Origin of the sequence: Staphylococcus sp. HMSC062A01 (assembly GCF_001836805.1) — a bacterium.
Lineage (GTDB): Bacteria > Bacillota > Bacilli > Staphylococcales > Staphylococcaceae > Staphylococcus > Staphylococcus haemolyticus.
Window position 1 is genome coordinate 552 of the sequence record NZ_KV830644.1, and the last position, 21,743, is coordinate 22,294.

The following is a 21,743-nucleotide window of genomic DNA, read 5'->3' on the forward strand; positions in this document are numbered from 1 at the left end:
CCGTCACGCGCTGGTTCGAATCCAGCTAGCCCAGTTATTGGCGGCATAGCCAAGTGGTAAGGCAGAGGTCTGCAAAACCTTTATCACCGGTTCAAATCCGGTTGCCGCCTCCATGCACGATGCGGGAGTAGTTCAATTTTAGAACACATTCCTTCCCGGAATGAGGTATAGGTGCAAGTCCTATCTTCCGCTCCATAATTCTTAATAATGCGGGAGTATTTCAACTTTTAGAATACGTTCCTTCCCGGAACGAGATATAGGTGCAAATCCTATCTTCCGCTCCATGTTTTTGCTTCCAAATGGAAGTTTTTTATTTATCAAAAATTGAGCCGGCGTGGCGGAATTGGCAGACGCGCGGGACTCAAAATCCCGTTCCTGTATTGGAGTGTCGGTTCGACCCCGACCGCCGGTATAATTCTTAATGTGGAAATGTTGTTTTAACAACGTTTCCACTTTTTTTGTTTTGTAATTGATTTCAATTTTTCAATTTTCTAGTCTGTGGTTAAGTATCAGTTATTGAACTATTATATTTATAATTTTTTAACTTCTTATGTTAAGTTTTAGCAATGGTATTTTTAAAAATTAGCATTAATTTTTGATTAAAAAAGAAATGTTCATATTGTTAAACACATTAGTTTGTACTAAGATAAAGCTAATGTTTAAAAACGGAGGCTACTATGAGTAAACAACGTGTAAGTTTAAAGTATTTTTTTAGTAATATTCTAAATGCGGTAGGTGCTGGAGTAGTATTAGCTTTATTGCCAAATGCGTTATTAGGAGAATTTTTGAAATTATTTATGGATGCACATCCAATGCTCGAAACTGTGTTTCAATTAGTAATGATAATTCAATCATTCATGGCATTTATTATCGGTGTTTTAGCTGCACATCAATTTAAGTTTAATGGGGCAGGTTCTTGTATGGTAGGCATAGCCGCAATGCTTGGATCTGGAGCGGTTCAATTTACAGCTAAGGGCATTGTTTTAAAAGGGATTGGAGATATAATCAATATCATATTAGTTGTAATTATAGCTTGTGCAATATATATGTTTTTACAAGGAAAATTAGGCTCACTTGAAATGATTATATTACCGGTTGTAATACCTGTATTAAGTGGATTAATTGGTTTATTAACTTTACCTTATGTACAAACAATTACTAAAGGACTTGGCCATATGGTAAATTCATTCACTGATCTTAATCCTTTAATTATGTCTATACTAATAAGTGTGACTTTCTCATTGTTAATGGTTACACCTATTTCATTAGTCGCCATAGCAACAGCTATAAGTTTAACTGGTTTGGGAAGTGGTGCTGCTAACATGGGCATTGTCGCAGCTTGTGTGACTTTTATATTCGGTTCAATAAGAGTTAACTCTATGGGGGTTAATATTGTTTTACTTATAGGTGCAGCGAAGATGATGATTCCAGTCTATTTAAAACATTTAATTATTGCAGTTCCTTTAACTTTAAATGGTATCGTCTCTGGTGTATTGGCATATGCTATAGGTATTAAAGGTACACCTTTATCTGCCGGATTTGGTTATACAGGCTTGGTAGGACCGATTAATGCATTTAATAGAATGTCTGGAGACGCTACTATAATTATTATTTTGCTCGTTTTCGGCTATTTTGTTATTCCATTTGTGAGTGCATTCATTATACATGAAATATGCAAAAAATTAATACCAAGCTATCATGATGGTATATACAAATTCGAAATTCCTAAACAATAATAGCAATTAAGATGTATGTACAAAAGTTTAATTTATATAATGAAATAAATTTAATTCAAAGCTTTTAACTGAATTGAGAAAGTGTTTATATTTACCTTTTCTCAACTCTAGTTAACCTGTCAGGGTGAGACGAAGATTCAAATCGAATTTTGTTTCACTCTTTTTTAAAATTTTTATTGTATATTAATACGTTTATGTGTATAATAATGAATTAATAAAAGGAGGTTGCTTATGAAAAAATTAACAAAAGTACTTGCGATAGCAATCTTAATTAGTTTGACATTGATATACATACAACCAATGGCATTAGCTGATGAAGATGCAACTTGGAATAAAATTAAAGATAGGGGTGAATTAAGAGTAGGATTATCAGCTGATTACGCACCATTAGAATTTGAAAAAACTAAAAATGGTAAAACAGAGTATGCTGGTGTAGATATTGAATTAGCAAAAAAAATTGCCAAAGATAATCATTTAAAGTTAAAAATAGTGAATATGCAATTTGATAGCTTACTTGGAGCTTTGAAAACTGGAAAAATTGACATAATTATATCAGGAATGACAACAACACCTGAAAGAAAAAAAGAAGTTGATTTTTCCGAGCCATATATGGAAACAGGAAATGTTATGTTAATTAGAAAAAATAATAATGATACCTTCCATAAGTTGAGTGATTTTAATAATAAAAAAATAGGAGCTCAAAAGGGCAGTGAACAAGAAAAAATTGCACAGCAAGAAATAGAAAATGCACAAATAAGTTCATTAAATCGTTTACCAGATGCAATTTTGGCACTTAAAAGTAAAAAAATTGATGGTTTAGTAATCGAAAAACCAGTAGCAGATGCTTATGCTAAGCAAAATAAGGATTTAAATATTGTCCATGTTTCTTTCAATGAAGAAAAGAAACCCACAGTTATAGCACTACCGAAAGACTCACCAATTTTATTAGAACACTTAAATCATTCTATTAAAGATGTTAAAGATAAACATTTAATTAATAAATATATGGATATTGCTTCAGAACAAATGGTTGATGATGGAAGCTTTATTCAAAAGTATGGAACTTTTTTCTTAAAAGGATTACAAAACACTATAATAATTTCTTTAATTGGTGTTGTATGTGGAGCAATAATCGGGTCATTTATTGCACTTGCAAAATTAAGTAAGTTTAAAATTATTTCTTTACCCGCAACAATATATATAGAATTTTTAAGAGGAACACCGATGTTAGTGCAAGTGTTTATCGTATTTTTTGGCACTACCGCGCTTTTAGGATTAGACATTTCTGCTTTAATTTGTGGGACGATTGCCTTAGTTATTAATTCTTCAGCCTATATTGCTGAGATAATTAGAGCTGGAATTAATGCAGTAGATAAAGGTCAAACTGAAGCTGCATAATGCTTGGGGTTAAACTACTCAAAAACAATGATTTATATCATATTGCCTCAAGCTTTTAAAAATATATTACCAGCGCTAGGAAACGAATTTGTAACTTTAATAAAAGAATCATCAATCATATCTACAATTGGGGTTGGTGAAATTATGTTTAATGCACAGGTTGTTCAAGGTATTTCATTTGATCCATTTACGCCATTAATCATAGCAGCATGTATGTACTTTGTATTAACTTTTTCATTATCAAGATTAATGAGTTTAATAGAAGGGAGACTGAAAGCAAGTGATTAAAATTGAAAATTTAAATAAAAAATTTGGGAAAAATGAAGTGCTTAAGGATATTAATTTAGAGATTAAAAAAGGTGAAGTATTAGCGATTATAGGACCATCAGGAAGTGGAAAAAGCACTTTATTAAGATGTATGAATTTGTTAGAAACACCAACAAACGGAAGGGTTGTATTCGAAGGTAATGAACTCTCTATTCACAAAAATAACTTAAATAAATTACGTCAAAAAATGGGCATGGTTTTTCAAAATTTTAATCTGTTTCCACATAAGACTGTATTAAATAACATCATATTGGCTCCTAAGTTATTAAATAAAAGCGATTTAAATCAATTGAAACAAGAGGCATTATCATTATTAGAAAAAGTTGGACTTGAAGATAAGGCAAATGTATATCCTTCTCAATTATCTGGAGGACAAAAAAAAGAGTTGCGATTGCAAGGGCACTGGCTATGCATCCAGATATTATATTGTTTGATGAACCTACGTCTGCATTGGATCCAGAGGTAGTGTATGATGTTCTAAAGGTAATGAAAGATTTAGCTAAAGAAGGAATGACAATGGTTGTTGTTACACACGAAATGGGATTTGCAAAAGATGTGAGTGATAAAGTTATATTTATGGCAGATGGGCATGTTATTGAAGAAGGTTCACCTCAGCAAATATTTCAATCACCAACTCATCAAAGAACGCAAAACTTTTTATCAAGAGTTTTATAATAAGTAAACAAATAGCAGCGAGTCTGAGACATCATATCATGTTTCAAACTCGCTATTTTTAAATTGAACTGGAATATTTATTAGGAAAGTGTTCAATTATTATATAAATAAATAACTATTTCATTATGTGGATTATGTTAAAATGTAATATGTATCAATTTTAAGGAGGCAAATGAATTGGATTATAATTGGCTTAAACAAGAAATCATCGATTATGCTTATTCAATAGGTATTGATAGTATAGGTTTTACTACTGCCGATCCATTTGATGAACTTAAAAAGAAATTAGAAGATTATCATGCAAATGGCTATGCTTCGGGTTTTGAGGAGTCAGATATTTCATTAAGAACTGAGCCAAAATTAAGTTTGCCTACCGCACGCTCAATTATAGCAATTGCTGTTGGATATCCGAATAAGCTTAAAGGTGCACCTAAAAGTGTCAGAGGTGATCGCCGAGGTATGTTTGCTCGTGCCTCTTGGGGGCAAGATTATCACTCTATTATGCGTAAACGTTTAGATAAACTTGCTGATTTTATACAATCTAAAGTTCCTGATGTAGAACTAAAAAGTATGGTTGATACTGGTGTATTATCAGATAGGGCCGTTGCTGAACGAGCAGGTTTAGGATTTGCTGGACGTAATGGTTTTATTATTAATCCAGATTTAGGAACATGGAGTTATTTAGGTGAAATGTTAGTGAGTATTCCATTTGAACCTGATGATCCATTACTTGATAGCTGTGGAGATTGTACAATATGTGTAGATAGATGTCCTACAGGGGCGCTTGTTGGAAATGGTCAATTGAATTCTCAAAAATGTATTAGTTTTTTAACTCAAACTAAAGGATATCTGCAAGATGAATATAGATATAAGATAGGCAATCGCTTATATGGATGTGACACGTGTCAACAAGTTTGTCCTAGAAATAGGGGGATCAATACAACGCATGATGACATTATTCTAGAACCTGAGATTCTAAAACCAAGATTAGTACCGTTATTACAAATGAGCAATAAAGAATTCAAACAAACATATGGGCATTTAGCTGGTGCTTGGCGAGGTAAAAAACCAATTCAACGTAATGCAATAATAGCTTTAGCACATTTTAATGAAGAGGCAGCAATACCAGAACTTAAGGAAGTTGCATTAAATGATCCAAGACCAATGATAAGAGGGACGGCATACTGGGCGATTGGCCAAATTCAAGGTGAAGATGCACGTGAATTTATAGTTGCAAACTATGAAAATGAAATTGAAGAAGTTCAAAATGAAATGATAAAAGGAATAGAAATGAGGAAACTTTAAATGACAAACCATATTGTTTTATTTCAACCAGAGATTCCTGCAAATACTGGTAATATTGCACGTACCTGTGCAGGAACGAACACACATTTACATTTAATTAAGCCTTTGGGCTTCAGTACTGATGATAAAATGTTAAAACGTGCTGGTCTTGATTATTGGGAGCATGTATATATTACTTATCATGAAAGTATTGAAGACTTTTTCGATGCTACTCAAGGTGAGTACTACTTACTAACTAAATTTGGAAAACAAACGTATAGTGATTTTGATTTTTCTAAAGAAGATACAGATTATTATTTTATATTTGGAAGAGAAACGACTGGATTACCGGATTGGGTAAAAGAGAAATACGCTGACATGGCATTAAGAATTCCTATGAGTGAAAATATCAGATCGTTAAATTTATCTAACACAGCCGCTTTATTAATTTATGAAGCATTGCGACAACAAAATTTCCCAGGTTTATCCTAATAAGTAGTAAGTTAGTAAAAATTCTATGCATCTATTTATTAAAAAATGTTATATTTATTAATGATGTATAATAACATTTTTAAAATAGTTTGATTTAGTGTCTAAAAGGGTAAGTTAACGAATAATACGTTATTTATATGACATTGATGAACTAAGAGGAGTGTAATGACAATGGCAATGAACTTTAAAGTATTTAATGATGTAGAACATGTAGCTGAGTACACAGCAGATATCATTAGAAAGCAATTTAATAACAACCCTACAACTATTGCGGGAATTCATTTAACAAAGGATGCTGCACCTGTTTTAGATGAGTTAAAGAAAGATGTAGATCATAATGCGGTTGATTTTAGTCAAGTAAATATCTTAGATTATGACGATAATCGCTCATACTATGAAGCATTAGGTGTACCTACTAGTCAAATTTATCCGATTAATCTTGACGATGATGCAGAATCTTTAATTGATGACAAAATTAAAACTAAAGAAAATAAAGGTAAATTAATTTTACAAGTTACTTCTATTGATGAATCAGGTAGTTTAAATGTAAATGTAAGACAAGGATTATTAAAAGCGCGTGAAGTAGTATTAGTTGTGACTGGTGCTAATAAACGTGAAGTTGTTAAAAAACTTTATGAAGAAAATGGTAAATCTAGCTTTGAACCAGCTGATTTAAAAGCTCATAGAATGGTAACAGTTGTTTTAGATAGAGCAGCTGCAGAAGGTTTACCTGAAGATGTTAAAGAATATTTCACTGCTAGATTTGCTTAAATTTAAAAGTGAGGTCTGAGTTATGACTAAAAATAAAGATTCAGAATTAAATTATCATGAGGAAGAAAATGCGATGGTTCAAGATTTAGATGACTTGAAAACATTGGGCAAAGAAATGGAACAAATTTCTGAAGAAAACGACGAGGACAGGTTGAATCAATCGCATGAGTAAATTTTAACTTGATGATAATTAACAAAATAAATATTATTTATGAACCAAGTAACCTAAGATGTTAAAGATGTCTTAGGTTATTTTTTTAATGAAGCAATATACATTGTCATTTGAGTGCGTAATTTCATCAATCAATCATTTAATTCAATTTAATGCTATAAAAATTATGGTAAAATAAAATTCAATGAAAATGTATAAGGAGAGCTTAAAATGTTACATAGATATTGGCTTCCACTTACGATTGCCACAATTATTATTAGTTTACTTTCTATAAAAGGATTTCCAATAGCATTCGGTGCACTTTACTTACCTATTTTGTTTAAAATCATAAAATTACAATTAAATTTATCTCAAGGCTTAATTGATAATATTAGTGCTCAGCCTTTTATTAAGAGTAATCAAACAGGTGTGTTCATAAGTGTGTTGTGTTGTATTTTAATAACTGGTATTTTAATTTATTCTTTAAATGATATTTATGAGCAATTTACTGGTTTTATAGGATTTCTAGTTCAAATTAGTCCTATTACAATAACTTTAAGTATTATATTTTATATTTTGAGTGCTTTAGCTGTTATTAAAGCAGTAAAAGTTAAATATCAAGTCTAACTTAAGCAAGCAACGGTCAATTACGATAAGACAAAATTTTTCAAAGATAATAGCGATTGGGAACATTAAATCATTGTTTCAATCGTTATTTTTTATATCTATGATATGAGTTTGTATTATTGAAACCGCTTTAGTAATGCATTGCCCCTTTAATTTAAATAATGCTATACTATGAATAAATAATTGTATAAGGGGAGATTATCGCATGTCAGTAAGAATTGAACACGATACATTCGGAGAGATTGAAGTACCTGGTGATAAATATTGGGGTGCACAAACGGAGAGAAGTAAACGAAACTTTCCTGTAGGTAAAGAACGTATGCCAATTGAAGTAGTATATGGATTTGCTCAATTAAAACGAGGTGCAGCATTAGCAAATCATGAACTAGGAAAACTAAGTGACGCTAAAAAAGATGCAATCGTTTACGCTTGTGATTTAATTTTAAAAGGGGAATTAGATGAACATTTCCCACTAGTTGTTTGGCAAACAGGAAGCGGTACGCAAAGTAACATGAACGTTAACGAAGTAGTCAGCTTCGTAGCAAATAAATATTTAAAAGAACAAGGTATCGATGAATCGATTCATCCTAATGATGATGTGAATAAATCTCAAAGTTCAAATGATACTTTTCCAACAGCAATGCATGTTGCATTATATCATGAAGTTGAAATGAAACTTGAACCTGCATTAAAACATTTACGTGATACTTTTAAAGAAAAAGAAGATAAATACCAATCAATTATTAAAATTGGACGTACACATTTACAAGATGCGACACCAATTAAATTAGGTCAAGAAATTAGTGGCTGGCGTTATATGTTAGATAAATGTGAAGAATTATTAGCTGAATCAAAAAAACATATCTTAAGTTTGGCTATCGGTGGAACTGCCGTAGGTACAGGTATTAATGCACATCCAGAATTTGGTAATAAAGTTGCTAAATTTATCTCAGAGAATACTGGATATAAATTTGTATCATCTGAAAATAAATTCCATGCGTTGACTTCACATGATGAAGTCGTGCAATTACATGGTACGTTAAAAGCCTTAGCAGCAGACTTAATGAAAATCGCCAATGATATTAGATGGTTAGCATCTGGTCCTAGAGCGGGGCTTGCAGAGATTTCAATTCCCGAAAATGAACCAGGATCATCAATCATGCCTGGTAAAGTAAATCCAACACAATGTGAAATGTTAACTATGGTTGCAGTACAAGTTATGGGTAATGACACTACAGTTGGTATTGCAAGTTCTCAAGGTAATTTTGAATTAAATGTATTTAAACCAGTAATTCTTCATAATACATTACAATCAATTTACTTACTTGCAGATGGTATGCAAACGTTTAATGATAATTGTGCAGTCGGCATTGAACCAATTGAAGAAAACATTAATAATTATTTAAATCAATCATTAATGTTAGTTACTGCGCTAAATCCACACATTGGTTATGAAAAAGCTGCTCAAATTGCCAAGAAAGCCCATAAAGAAGGGTTAACATTAAAAGAATCGGCTATTCAATCTGGTCATGTTACAGAAGAACAATTTGAAGAATGGATAAAACCTGAGGATATGGTGGACCCACACTAAAAAACAACCACATATAACTAATAAAAGGAGTAACTGTCTATGAATCGATAGTTACTCCTTATTATTTATTCATCATCCAAACTAACTGATATTAATTCTTGAGTGAGTGGATGTTTAAATTCAATTTTATGACTATTAAGTTCTAGTTGGCGTAATGTAGAATTACCATACAAAGGATCGCCTATAACAGGATGACCAATTTCAGCTAAATGAACTCTAATTTGATGAGTACGGCCCGTATCTAATTTAATATCCAATTGGCATACGCCTTCTTTTATCATTTTAGAGGAAAGAATATGCGTAATCGCTCGTTGACCTGTATTAGAAATTCGTCGTTTATTAGGATGGAATTTATCCTTACCTATAGGACTATCAATAGTTTGAGGTTTAATTGGTAATAATGACTTGACATTAGCCTTATATATTCTAGTAATTTCATTTTCTTCCAACATACGATCTAGAATTTTTTTCATTAGAGGATTCTTAGCTACAATGAGTAAACCAACCGTTTCTTGGTCTAAGCGATGAATAGGTTCGACATATTCACTATCTAACGTATAAATAACATGATTCATTAAAGTGTTACTCTCTTTTAAATCATTTGGATGAGTCTTAACGCCTTTAGGTTTCATGACAATAGCTAAATCATCATCTTCATAACTAATTTGTGCGTAACGATAACTAGGTAAGTAATTACTTTTTTCTACTGGTGTTGGAATGTAAATATCATCCCCGGTAAGCACTTTATCTGTTAATTTCGCAGGGTGATTGTTTATAGTTATATCTTTTGACATATTTAACTGATGTAAGTCTTTCTTAGGCAATTTCAATGATTGAAAGATTTCTCTCAACGTATTTTGATTATAATTCTCATGTATTTTAAACTTCATAATTTCCTCCTAATAGCATTCGCATTAATCATACCATATCTTAGATTGCTAATAACGTATATTAATCACAATCTTACGAATTTCATAATAAATAATAATATGTAACTTAAACATTTTTACATTTTTAAAAATGTAAATCTCACTGTATAATAAGACTAATGCAAATATGAGTAACTGAGGCGATTTCATGGAAAAACCAACACGCTTAGCATTATTAAAAGAAATAGCAGAATATCTCAATGAGGAAACAGAATTATATAATATGATGCACGGTGCTTTGAATTATTTAATAAATGGTAGTAACTATACAACTGGTTGGATCTTCTTTATAGATAATAACGGCCATCACGAGATAGTAGCTGATGTTGATCTCCCAGGTGCATTAAAGAAGGATAATTGCTGTTATATGAAAGAGGGATCTTGTTGGTGTGTCACTGCGTATCATAATGAGCGTTTAACGAAGGCTTCTAACATAATCAATTGTTCTAGAATAAATTTAGCAAATCAAGCATATAAAGCAGCAACAGAAGGTGTAACACACCATGCTACAGTGCCACTACGGTCTGGCACAGAACAATATGGTTTACTCAATGTTGCATCACCATATACTACGCGTTATAGCGAACAGGATTTAGCCCTATTAGAATCGGTTGCTTTACAGATTGGCTCATCAATTAAACGCATTTATTTAACTGATCAAGAAAAAGAGGCAGCTAGATTAAATGAACGTAATCGCTTAGCAAGAGACTTACATGATTCAGTAAACCAATTATTATTTTCATTAAAATTGACCGCTCATGCAGCACATGACATAACGACAGATGAAATTGCGAAAAAAGCATTTAAGACAATTGAAGAAACAAGTCAAAATGCGGTTAATGAAATGCGTACATTAATTTGGCAACTTAAACCAGTAGGTCTTGAGCATGGTTTGGTGCAGGCATTAAATCAATATGCACAAATTCTTAATATAAAACTAACAATAAGTGTTGATGGAATTATTAGTTTATCAAATATCGTAGAAGAGAACGTTTATAGGATATTACAGGAATGTATTAATAATACTAAAAAACATGCTCAAACTAATTCAGTACATATTATTTTAAAACAAGATAAAGAAAAGTTGATAATTATTGCAAAAGATGAAGGAATTGGTTTCGATATGAACAAAGAAACTAATACTTCATCACAAGGGTTAAAAAACATAAGTCAACGAATTTATGCATTAAATGGACAAGTTAAAATAGATACAATACCTAACAAAGGAACAACGCTATCTTTAGAGATTCCTTTGTAAATTGGTGAAAGGAGAAAAATTGTGGCTAAAGTCATATTGATTGATGACCATCATATTGTAAGACAAGGATTGGAATTCCTTTTATCGACGGTGACTGATTTGGAAGTTTTAGCAAGCTTATCGGATGGTCAATCTTTAATTAATTATTTAAATGAACATGATATACCAGATATCATCCTTCTTGATTTAGTAATGCCTGAAATGAATGGTATTGAAGTGACAGAATACGTGAAACGTCATTTCCCTGATATTAAAGTATTGGTATTAACAAGTTATGTAGATGATGAACATGTTATTTCAGCTATTAATAAAGGGGCAGATGGATATGAAATGAAGGATGTTGAGCCTCAAAAATTAATTCAAACGATACATGACGTTTTAAATAATAAACGGATTATTCATCCAGAAGCACAAAGTGTAATAGACACCGTATCTTCAAAACCACATAATACTAATAAGCTATCTAAACGAGAAATAGAAGTATTAGCTGAAATGGTAAAAGGTAAAACGAACAAAGAAATTGCAAATACGTTATTCGTTTCTGAAAAAACAATAAAAACACATGTTAGTCATATATTTAATAAGTTAAGTGTAACAGACCGTACACAAGCAGCAATTTATGCTATTGAAAATAAACTTGTATAGAGTGTAATATAATAAATCGTTAAAGAGCTAGGAATGAAAATACAATTAAAATGTAAAGGATTATTAGAAGTGAGTTAGCAAATAAATTAATTTAATTATTTTGATAATTACGCCATTAATAAAATTGTATACAAAAACAAAAATTCCTCTTTTCATTTTATTGAAAATATATTAAGATGTAATTTGTGTTTCAAGAAATGTGTATTATTGCAATTTCTTGTGTCCGGATAAATTAACCCCTATTAGAAAGGTAGAGAATAAAATATGGATAGACAGAGTTTCACAGATTTAATTCAAACAAAATTTAAAATGGTAAGAATTGAAGCGGGCTATACGCAAGATACTATGGCTCAAACAATTGGCCTTTCAAAAAAAACATTAGTTCAAATTGAGAAAGAACGTGTGTTACCAAACTGGACAACATGTGTTTCAATTTGTGCATTATTCAGAGATTCTGATGTTTTAAATAATACGTTCGGTTGCGATCCTTTAGAAATTGTTCAAACTATTTCACGTAATCATTGTGCATATCCAAATCATTCAACAACTAGTGATATTTATTGGAATACTATCGAAACACGTAATGGTTTTATGTTACAAAGTAATAAAGTAAGCAACATATATAGAGTATTAAATTCAGAAAAGCAACCTATCTTTGGCACTTCAAAATTAAGAGAAGCTGAAACATACTTTAACAGAAATGCTAAAGAAGAATTAATGCACGTTTAATAATAGTTAAAATATTATGATTTAATATGAAAGTGATAGAAGAATCACACCAGATTTAATCACTTTTAATTTATATACATTCAAGGTATGTGGTTATTACATATGGCGAACATAATGTTTTGAGACTACATAGCTTAATTGTAAAACTGATTGAATTGAGATTATTCTTATATTAAGAAATTCTCAGCTTAAGTTTAACTTGATATTAATTAAAAGACGAGCCTAAGATATTTGATATCGCGGCTCGACTTTTTTATTTCAAAACATTTCTGCATTTTCAATTTTAATGCAAAGTAAAATTAAGGAACCATATATTCCAAAGTGATATAATCATCATATTGTGAAAATAATTTTTAAGGAGAAATCGAGATGCAAGCTTTTTTAGTTATCCTATTTATGGTAGTAGTAGGGGCTGTAATTGGAGGCGTAACAAATGTAATTGCAATAAGAATGTTATTCCATCCATTTAAACCATATTATATATTCAAGATGCGTATACCATTTACACCTGGTCTAATTCCTAAAAGAAGGGAAGAAATTGCTACTAAGATAGGTCAAGTGATTGAAGAACATTTGATAACAGAGTCAGTTATACATCAAAAGTTAAATGAACAAAATACTCGTGAAGCAATCAATGATTTAGTAATAAAGCAATTATCTAAACTAAAAAGTGACGATGCTACAATACGAAAATTTGCAAATCAATTTGATTTTGATCTTGATGACCTCATTAACAATAAGCTAGATAAAACCATAATAAATAAATTGAATAATTATTACTATGATAAACAGGCAACATCAATTAATGAAATTCTTCCTGCAGAAGTAATAACAATGGTTGATGAAAAATTAGACCAAGCAGGAGATTTAATTCGAGAACGTGCACGTAATTATCTTTCTTCAGATAAAGGTGCTAGAGATATTTACGATATGCTAGATACATTTTTTGCTGAAAAAGGTAAAATTGTTGGATTATTACAAATGTTTATGACTAAAGAAAGTATTGCTGAACGTGTTCAACATGAATTAATACGTTTAACAAGACATCCTAAAGCAAAAGTTATTATTGACAAAGTGATTCGAGGTGAATATGAAACATTAAAATCTCAACCTTTAAGTAATGTTGTTAAAGAAGAACAATTTACAAATATAAGTGAATCCTTGGTGCATTTAATCATGACAAATTTACAATTAAATGAAAAAATGGATACTCCAATCAGTAAGTTAACACCAAAATTAGTTGATCAAATTCAAGTAGGAGTTGCTAATGCAATTACTGATTTAATAATTAAACAAGCATCTAATCATTTATCAACGATAATGACAAAAATAAATTTACGTCAGATGGTTGAAAATCAAATTAATACCTTTGACTTAGATTATATTGAAAGATTAATTATTGAAATCGCTAATAAAGAGTTAAAACTTATCATGTCATTAGGTTTCATTTTGGGTGGTATTATAGGATTTTTCCAAGGTATAGTCGCAATCTTTGTCTAACTATAAATAATATGTTATGGTAATAAAGAGTTGTCAAAATTACTTTTCACTAAGGAGTGCAAACAAACATGGCAGTAAATTTATATGATTATGCAAATCAACTAGAACAAGCATTAAGAGATAGTGATGAATATAAAGCTATTAAAGATGCTTTCTCTAAAGTTAAAGATAATGAAGAATCAAAAAAATTATTCGATGAGTTCCGTGAAACTCAATTAAGTTTCCAACAAAAACAAATGCAAGGTGAAGAAATTCCTGAAGAAGATTTAGCAAAAGCTCAAGAACAAGCTCAAGCAATTGAAAAAGATGAAAATATTTCTGAATTAATGCAAGCTGAGCAAAAAATGAGCCAAGTATTCCAAGAAATTAACCAAATCATTGTTAAACCTTTAGATGAAATTTACGCTGACTAATTGTTAGCACAATAAGCTACAAAGCTTTCAATTGAAAGTTTTGTAGCTTTTTTAATATATAAGTTCATCGCCCCAATTAAATAAGTTATGGTAAAATATAGGAATACATAAAGATAAACGAAGATGCAATTAAGGAGCTAATTTCAATGATAAAATTTATTCACTGTGCAGATTTACATCTCGACAGCCCCTTTAAATCTAAAAGTCATTTGGCGCCATCAATTTTTGAAGATGTTCAAAACAGTGCTTATGAAAGCTTTAAGAAGATTGTCGATACAGCATTAAAAGAAGAAGTTGATTTTGTTCTCATCGTTGGAGATTTATTTGATAGTGAGAATCGTACGTTGCGTGCTGAAGTATTCTTGAAAGAACAATTTAAGCGATTAGAAAAAGAACAAATTTTCGTTTACATAAGTCATGGTAATCATGATCCACTTACTGAAAAAATTACTAATGATTGGCCAGATAATGTTTCGGTCTTCTCAAATAGAGTAGAAACATATCAAGCTATCACAAAAGATGGAGAGACAATTTTTGTTCATGGTTTTAGCTATCAACATGATACAAGTTATGAAAATAAAATTGATGAGTATCCATCTAGCCAAGGTAAAAAAGGTATTCATATTGGAATGTTACACGGTACTTATAGTAAATCTTCAACTAAAAATCGCTATACTGAATTTATTTTAGAAGATTTGAATCAAAAACTATATCATTATTGGGCACTTGGCCATATTCATGAAAGACAAGAATTAAGTGATATGCCACCAATTTACTATCCTGGAAACATTCAAGGACGTCATTTTGGTGAGCAAGGACCTAAGGGATGTTTATTGGTAGAAGGTGACCATTTACGATTAAACGCTACTTTTATTCCAACGCAACAAATTAGATTTGAAGAAGCTGCTATCAATACAGACAAACTTACAAAACAAGGTATCTATGAAGCAATTCAATCCTTCAAAGAAAGCGTACGTTCTGATGGAAAGGCTTTTTATAGATTAACTGTAAATGTTGACAGTGATAGACCCATATCTTCACAAGACATTAGTCAAATTAAAGAAATGATTGATGACTATGAAGAAAATGAACATCACTTCGTAATCATAGAAACCCTCACATTTAAATATATGCAAATGGATGAAGTGCCTCTTGTAAGAGAGTTTTCAGCTGATTTAATCAAAGACAATAAAGTGTTTGAAGAGGCGATGACTGAATTATATTTAAACCCTAGAGCATCCAAATATTTAGAAGATTATACTGAGTTTGACACTGTTGAACTTGTTAATCGCGCTGAGAACATTTTAAAGGCAGACATGAGAGGTGAAAGTGATGATTATTAAATCTTTAGAGATTTATGGCTATGGTCAATTTGTGCATCGCAAAATAGAGTTTAACCGTGAATTTACGGAAATTTTCGGTGAGAATGAAGCTGGTAAATCAACGATTCAAGCTTTCATACATTCTATACTTTTTGGCTTTCCAACGAAAAAAGAAAAAGAACCTCGACTTGAACCACGTATGGGTAATCAGTATGGGGGAAAACTTACGCTTATACTAGATGACCAATCAGAGATCGTAGTAGAGAGAGTTAAAGGTAGCATTTCAGGTGATGTAAAAGTTTACCTAGAAAATGGTTTGATTCGAGACGAAGCTTGGCTCAAGAAAAAATTAAATTACATTTCTAAGAAAACTTATCAAGGTATATTCTCGTTTAATGTGCTTGGATTACAAGATATTCACCGTAACTTAGATGAGGACCAATTACAAAGTTATTTACTTGAAGCAGGTGCATTAGGTTCTTCTGAGTTCACAATGATGAATAAAATGGTCAGTCAAAAGAAATCCACGCTTTATAAAAAGGCTGGAAAAAACCCAATACTCAATCAACAGCTCGATGAATTGAAAAGCCTTGAAGCCCAAATAAGAGAAGAAGAGACTAAGTTAGATGATTATCATCGTTTAGTTGATGATAGAGATAAATCACAACGTCATTTGGAACATTTAAAAGCCAATCTAAACCAATTATCAAAAATGCATGAAAGTAAACAAAAGCAACTTGCTATTCATGAACAGGCCCAAGAATGGAAAGATTTAGAGCAAAAACTTAATATTGAGCCATTAAGTTTTCCGGAAAAAGGGATCGAGCGTTATGAAACTGCTTCAAATTACAAACAATCTCTAGCTAGAGATATAAGTTTGCGTGAAGAGAAATTAAAACAATTAGAGAATGAATTTAATACAATTCCTGCTTTGAACGAAGATACAGCTAATCATATTTATCATTTAACTCGTGATGAAAATGAAATTCAACAAGCTGAAATGAAATCTTCTTCACTTAAGCAAGAAATTGATGATTACGAGCGTCAAGAAGCTGATTTGAAAACAAGTATTGGTTGGCAAGAAGTTTATCACAATACAGATACCTCTGAATCTATGAAGAATTATGTTAGTGAAACTATCAAGACGCGAAATGAACAAAAAGTGTTAAAACAACAAATTGAAAGAGCTATTGATGAAAATCAAATTGAACAAAATATGCTATCTCAGGAAATAGAAAACTTGGAAAAAGATTTAGTTTCTGAAGATTCACTAGATAAAAAGAAACAATATAATCAACAAAAGTTAGAACTACATGAGAAAGAGAATCTGTATAACAAACTTAAAGATACTTTTAATTCTGATAAAGAAAGAAAGCAAAAGCGAAATTGGTGGCTTAGATTAAGTTTTATAGTGTTATCTATAGTTGGTCTGGGTTTAACACTATTCTCATTTGTGACACAAAATTTAATTTTCGGAGTTATATTTGCAATCTTAACTGTCATATTTATTATTGGTACTTTCTTGGTTAAGACAAAAGAAATTGATTACAGTGAATCAATTAGTGAAGAAATTAATGATTTGGAACAACAAATTAATGATTTGGAATCTAATTACGATTTAAACTTCGACTTAGATCAACAATTTCAACTTCGTGAACGTTGGAGTAATACAAGTAACAATAAAAGTGTATTAGCTAATAAATTAAATCATCAAGAAAATTTACTGCAAAAAACAGAACAACAAATCAATGACTTAACTCAAAAATTAAATGCAGTTAAAGAAAATGTGAAAGTACCTAATGAAATGACAGATGATTTATTACTAGATAGCTTTAAAACTATGAATCAACTTAAATCAAATGACAGTTACCGCAGTAAATTATTAGATCAACATCAACAAGTAAATCAGAAATTGACGCATTTTTATGATAAAGCGCTTAAAAATACTGGAAATGAAATCACACCATTTAATAAAGCTTCACTATTTAATGATATGAAGAGCTGGATTTCTAAATACGAAAGTAATAAAGAGAAGAAAGAACAACTTAAAAGTCAAATTGAGTTATTAAGTAATGAATTGAAACAATTAAAAGAACAATTAGAAGAAAATGAAAAAACTATTAATAAATTATTTACTTATATCAATGTTTCAAGTGAAGAAGCATTTTATCAATCTTACGAGCAATATCAATTGTATCACCAACAACTTGCAAGATTTAATGATTTAACTGCATATCTCGAAAATCAAAATTTCTCTTATGAAGATAGTTCGAATTTGAGCGAAAAAACAACTGCTCAATTGGAAGAAGAAGATGTGCTTCTTGCTAAACAAGTTGATGCATATAACGATCAGTATTTAGATAAACAAACTGAAGTTAGTGACTTAACCGCTCAAATTAATTACATGGAGACAGATAAAACATTATCTAAGTTAAGACATGAGTATTATAACTTGAAGAATAGAATGAATGATTTAGCTAAAGATTGGGCTAGTTTAAGTTACTTAGAAGCATTAATAAATGAACATATTAAGCAAATTAAAGATAAACGATTACCTCAAGTTATAAATGAAGCTGTAAAAATATTTACGGATCTGACACAAGAGAATTACAATATGATAACTTATGAAAATGATACAATAATGGTTAAACACAATAATGGCCAAATGTATCATCCACTTGAACTAAGTCAATCAACGAAAGAATTATTATATATTGCACTTAGAATTAGTTTGATTAAGATTTTAAGACCTTATTATCCATTCCCAATAATTATTGATGATGCTTTTGTTCATTTTGATAAACAAAGAAAATCTATGATGTTAAACTATTTAAGAGAATTAGCCAAAGATTATCAAGTGTTATACTTCACTTGTATGAAAGATGCTGCAATTCCTTCTAAAGAGATGCTAATTTTAAATAAACTAGAGGAAGGCGGAAAACGATGAGAAATGTAGAAAAGCTAAACCCAGGAGATTCGGTTGAAAATTTCTTCTTAATTCATAGAGCTACACAAGGTGTTACTGCTCAAGGAAAAGACTATATGACTTTATTCTTACAAGACAAAAGTGGTGATATTGAAGCCAAACTATGGACTGTTAGTAAAGAAGATATGCAGATTCTTCAACCTGAGACAATTGTTTGGGTTAAAGGCGACGTGATTAATTATCGAGGTCGTAAACAGATGAAAGTCAATCAGTTTAGATTATCTAAACCAGAAGACGGATTTAAGACTCAAGATTTCGTTGATGGTGCACCTTTATCTCCGGATAAAATCCAAGAAAACATTTCACACTATATATTAGATATTGAAAATGCTAATTTACAACGTATAACACGTCATTTATTGAAAAAATATCAAGATAAATTCTTTACGTATCCTGCAGCAAGTTCACACCATCATAATTTTGCAAGTGGTCTAAGTTATCACGTACTTACAATGCTAGAAATAGCTAAGTCATTATGCAACATTTATCCATTGTTAAACCGTAGTTTGTTGTATAGTTCAATTATTTTGCATGATTTAGGTAAAGTAAGGGAATTAAGTGGTCCAGTTGCTACAACATATACAGTTGAAGGTAATTTGCTAGGACATATATCAATTGCAAGTGATGAAGTGGCGGAAGCGGCGAAAGAGTTAGGAATTGATGGTGAAGAAGTGATGTTACTTCGTCATATGATTTTAGCACATCACGGAAAAATGGAATTTGGATCACCTAAGTTACCACATTTAAAAGAAGCAGAAATATTATTCTTTATTGACAATATCGATGCTAAAATGAATATGTTTGAAAAAGCATTTAAGAAAACCGATAAAGGTCAATTTACTGAACGAATTTTTGGTATGGAAAATAGACAGTTTTACAATCCAGAAAAATTAGACTAATTAAAAAGCGTTTTTACCTTACAATGTCAATTATTGTATAGACAATGTAGTGGGTAAAAACGCTTGTTTTATACAATTTTGAACACGTGAAAGGGAGCAAGTCTTAATTCTTAACGAATTGATTGACTTGCTCCCTTACTATTTAATGTTAATACTATGAAAATTATGAAGATAAACCTGATGCAGCTGAAGAACTATCTGAAGATGACTGTTGTTGTTTAAGTTTCTCAGGATTTAAAATAGTGTTTTCTACAGCTTTCTTGATATCACTGTCTTTATAATCTATATCATATTCCTTTAATAAATCTTTATACGCATTTGTTAAAATCTTAGGATCTTTTTGTACCTTTTGTTCGATTAGTTTGGCTTTAAGTTTAGATTTTTGTTTGTCAAAATCATTCTCTTTATCGGCTTTAATGACATGGTAACCATAGTCCGTTTTAACCACATCTGAAACTTGACCTTCTTTTAGTTTAAATAGTGCTTTTTCAAATTTACTTACCATTTGTCCTTTAACTACATAACCTAGAGAACCATCTTTTTTGGCACTTGAAGAATCCATAGATTCTTTCTTAGCGATTTCTCCAAATTTATCTGGGTTCTTTTCAACTTCTTTTTGAATTTTTTCAGCTTTCTCTTTAGCCTTTTTGTCTGATAAACCTTCTTTATCACTGCTGCTTGATTTAACTTTTATTAAAATATGAGAGGCTTTTTTAGTGTTTTCTTTAAGTTCTTTGTCTGACACTTTAACTTTATCAGCTAATAATTGTTTTTGATATGCGGCAAGTTTTTTCTGTTCTTTATAATCATCTAAAGACATACCTTGTTGTTTAAGCATACTTTCAAATTGATCTTTGCCACCATATTGTTTTTGTTCTTTTTTAATTTCATCATCGATATCTTTTGTATCAACTTTATCTTTATATTTATCAGCTAGAATTTTATTCAATGCAATGCTAAATGACGTACTAGCAATTTGTTCGTCACCAATTTTATTCATTACATCTTTTACTTTTACATCTCCAGCTTTAGAAGAGATTAATGTATTACTTTCTGAATCTGTTGCATTTGAACCGCATGCACCTAAAAGTAAAGCACTCGCAGTTACTGGAACAATTAATTTATTCATAATTTTCATAGTTGATAGCTCCTTTTACATTAATAACAACGTTACTATAACATATTATGAAAACATCACCAATTAGAAACAGGCTAGATACTGCCAAAGAATGAGATTAAGTAGGGCTTAAATATTAAAAAAGTATCGAACTTGAGGCATAACATATGTTTCAAGATCGATACTATGATACTTACTGAAAAGATTGATATGGCACTTTGTTTAATATATTTATACCTGTTTGATGCTCCTCAATAAAATGACCTTCATTTGAAAAAATAATAATCTTAAGATATAAAAAATCCATTACAGATATGCCAAAATTTAACGCAAGCAAAAACATAAAATAGTGTCCGTATTGCGGAAAATGCATCGTTAGAAAAATCAAAAATATAGTTATTAAAATAAAAGGTAAAATTAAATTAATACAAAAGTATATCTTATGTACAGGCGTACTTACATACGTATTAAAATAGGGTAACCAACGCTTTTTGTTTAATTTATGAATTCTAAATGAATTAACATAAGGTAAGAAAAAGAGAAGGTGTAATGCTTTATGGATAGGGTACATAAGTGCAACAAATATTAATAAAATAACAAAATGTCGATCTGATAAAGGTGTATTTACAAAATAATACATTATTTCATAACTAATTAAAAATGCGATGACTGTAATAGTAAAACTTAAAAATGCAATTCTTGGTACACCAAATCTTGCATGAATATCAATTTGACGTTTACATAGAAACATACTGACACCTCTTAATAGGTCTTATTTATATACGCTACGTATTATCTAACTATCAGTAACAACAGTCAAGCCAATTTTGGCATTAATAAAGAGAGTAGCGAAATATTCAGGCTCTACGTCAAATCGGACTGATGAGTCCAAA

Annotated in this window: 18 protein-coding genes, 4 tRNA genes and 2 pseudogenes; 21 read left to right on the forward strand and 3 right to left on the reverse strand. The window is 30.7% G+C overall.

Translation table 11 applies throughout. From position 1 onward, the window contains the following. The first annotated feature begins 39 nt into the window (after positions 1–39). The 13 genes and pseudogenes from HMPREF2715_RS11005 to fumC all read left to right on the forward strand — a co-directional run bounded on the left by HMPREF2715_RS11005 (position 40) and on the right by fumC (position 9,052). Positions 40–113: transfer RNA gene (locus tag HMPREF2715_RS11005), tRNA-Cys, on the forward strand. A gap of 8 nt (positions 114–121) precedes the next feature. Continuing rightward, a tRNA-Gly gene (locus HMPREF2715_RS11010) sits at positions 122–195 on the forward strand. A 14-nt stretch (positions 196–209) separates the two neighbouring features. Then, positions 210–284: transfer RNA gene (locus HMPREF2715_RS12135), tRNA-Gly, on the forward strand. 44 nt (positions 285–328) lie between these two features. Beyond that, positions 329–412: transfer RNA gene (locus HMPREF2715_RS11015), tRNA-Leu, on the forward strand. Between the two features lie 265 nt (positions 413–677). Next, complete coding sequence (locus HMPREF2715_RS11020) at positions 678–1,736, forward strand: PTS sugar transporter subunit IIC (RefSeq protein WP_053025433.1); 1,059 nt, start codon at positions 678–680, stop codon at positions 1,734–1,736. A 231-nt stretch (positions 1,737–1,967) separates the two neighbouring features. Next, positions 1,968–3,422: pseudogene (locus tag HMPREF2715_RS11025) on the forward strand (ABC transporter substrate-binding protein/permease). Next, positions 3,415–4,136 (forward strand): annotated as a pseudogene (locus HMPREF2715_RS11030) (amino acid ABC transporter ATP-binding protein). Before HMPREF2715_RS11025 ends, HMPREF2715_RS11030 begins: the two co-directional pseudogenes overlap by 8 nt. Positions 4,137–4,313: 177 nt before the next feature. Continuing rightward, positions 4,314–5,441 carry a tRNA epoxyqueuosine(34) reductase QueG gene (gene queG / locus HMPREF2715_RS11035; protein ID WP_053025430.1) on the forward strand — a complete coding sequence of 376 codons (1,128 nt, stop codon included), beginning with the start codon at positions 4,314–4,316 and terminating at the stop codon, positions 5,439–5,441. Beyond that, complete coding sequence (gene trmL, locus HMPREF2715_RS11040) at positions 5,442–5,912, forward strand: tRNA (uridine(34)/cytosine(34)/5-carboxymethylaminomethyluridine(34)-2'-O)-methyltransferase TrmL (RefSeq protein WP_053025428.1); 471 nt, start codon at positions 5,442–5,444, stop codon at positions 5,910–5,912. It begins immediately after the preceding gene. A gap of 171 nt (positions 5,913–6,083) precedes the next feature. Continuing rightward, entirely contained in the window at positions 6,084–6,683 is a 600-nt protein-coding gene (locus tag HMPREF2715_RS11045) for a 6-phosphogluconolactonase (protein ID WP_053025425.1), read from the forward strand. A gap of 22 nt (positions 6,684–6,705) precedes the next feature. Further along, positions 6,706–6,855: an SAS053 family DNA gyrase inhibitor gene (locus tag HMPREF2715_RS11970; RefSeq protein ID WP_141738627.1), complete on the forward strand. Its 150-nt coding sequence runs from the start codon at positions 6,706–6,708 to the stop codon at positions 6,853–6,855. Positions 6,856–7,065: 210 nt separating this feature from the next. Then, on the forward strand, positions 7,066–7,461 hold the full coding sequence (locus HMPREF2715_RS11050) for a hypothetical protein (protein WP_053025423.1): 396 nt from the start codon (positions 7,066–7,068) through the stop codon (positions 7,459–7,461). A 205-nt stretch (positions 7,462–7,666) separates the two neighbouring features. Further along, positions 7,667–9,052 carry a class II fumarate hydratase gene (gene fumC / locus HMPREF2715_RS11055; protein ID WP_053025421.1) on the forward strand — a complete coding sequence of 462 codons (1,386 nt, stop codon included), beginning with the start codon at positions 7,667–7,669 and terminating at the stop codon, positions 9,050–9,052. 65 nt (positions 9,053–9,117) lie between these two features. On the opposite strand, the gene HMPREF2715_RS11060 is transcribed toward fumC, so the two are convergent. Further along, positions 9,118–9,942 (reverse strand): RluA family pseudouridine synthase, encoded by an 825-nt coding sequence (locus tag HMPREF2715_RS11060; RefSeq protein WP_053025419.1) that lies wholly within the window; start codon positions 9,940–9,942, stop codon positions 9,118–9,120. Between the two features lie 187 nt (positions 9,943–10,129). Between HMPREF2715_RS11060 and HMPREF2715_RS11065 the strand changes: the two genes are divergently transcribed. The 8 genes from HMPREF2715_RS11065 (at position 10,130) to yhaM (ending at position 19,733) form a co-directional block, all read left to right on the forward strand. Next, a complete protein-coding gene (locus HMPREF2715_RS11065; RefSeq protein WP_070581254.1) occupies positions 10,130–11,239 on the forward strand; it encodes a GAF domain-containing sensor histidine kinase in 1,110 nt (369 codons plus the stop codon). A gap of 21 nt (positions 11,240–11,260) precedes the next feature. Next, on the forward strand, positions 11,261–11,884 hold the full coding sequence (locus HMPREF2715_RS11070) for a response regulator (RefSeq protein ID WP_070581255.1): 624 nt from the start codon (positions 11,261–11,263) through the stop codon (positions 11,882–11,884). 264 nt (positions 11,885–12,148) lie between these two features. Continuing rightward, complete coding sequence (locus tag HMPREF2715_RS11075; protein WP_011275416.1) at positions 12,149–12,613, forward strand: XRE family transcriptional regulator XdrA; 465 nt, start codon at positions 12,149–12,151, stop codon at positions 12,611–12,613. Positions 12,614–12,982: 369 nt separating this feature from the next. Then, entirely contained in the window at positions 12,983–14,113 is a 1,131-nt protein-coding gene (locus HMPREF2715_RS11080) for a DUF445 domain-containing protein (protein ID WP_070581256.1), read from the forward strand. Positions 14,114–14,181: 68 nt separating this feature from the next. Then, positions 14,182–14,526: a YlbF/YmcA family competence regulator gene (locus tag HMPREF2715_RS11085; protein ID WP_011275418.1), complete on the forward strand. Its 345-nt coding sequence runs from the start codon at positions 14,182–14,184 to the stop codon at positions 14,524–14,526. 146 nt (positions 14,527–14,672) lie between these two features. Beyond that, entirely contained in the window at positions 14,673–15,869 is a 1,197-nt protein-coding gene (locus tag HMPREF2715_RS11090) for a metallophosphoesterase family protein (RefSeq protein ID WP_053025412.1), read from the forward strand. Continuing rightward, positions 15,859–18,795, forward strand: coding sequence for an ATP-binding protein (locus tag HMPREF2715_RS11095; RefSeq protein WP_070581257.1), 2,937 nt, complete (start codon positions 15,859–15,861; stop codon positions 18,793–18,795). The genes HMPREF2715_RS11090 and HMPREF2715_RS11095 overlap by 11 nt, the downstream gene beginning before the upstream one ends. Next, on the forward strand, positions 18,792–19,733 hold the full coding sequence (gene yhaM / locus HMPREF2715_RS11100; RefSeq protein ID WP_053025408.1) for a 3'-5' exoribonuclease YhaM: 942 nt from the start codon (positions 18,792–18,794) through the stop codon (positions 19,731–19,733). Before HMPREF2715_RS11095 ends, yhaM begins: the two co-directional genes overlap by 4 nt. A 163-nt stretch (positions 19,734–19,896) precedes the next feature. Here yhaM and HMPREF2715_RS11105 read toward each other — a convergent pair whose 3' ends face one another. Both HMPREF2715_RS11105 and HMPREF2715_RS11110 read right to left on the reverse strand, forming a co-directional pair. Next, on the reverse strand, positions 19,897–20,871 hold the full coding sequence (locus tag HMPREF2715_RS11105) for a peptidylprolyl isomerase PrsA (RefSeq protein WP_070581259.1): 975 nt from the start codon (positions 20,869–20,871) through the stop codon (positions 19,897–19,899). Positions 20,872–21,043: 172 nt separating this feature from the next. After that, positions 21,044–21,601: a DUF3267 domain-containing protein gene (locus tag HMPREF2715_RS11110; RefSeq protein WP_053025406.1), complete on the reverse strand. Its 558-nt coding sequence runs from the start codon at positions 21,599–21,601 to the stop codon at positions 21,044–21,046. Between the last annotated feature and the right edge of the window lie 142 nt (positions 21,602–21,743).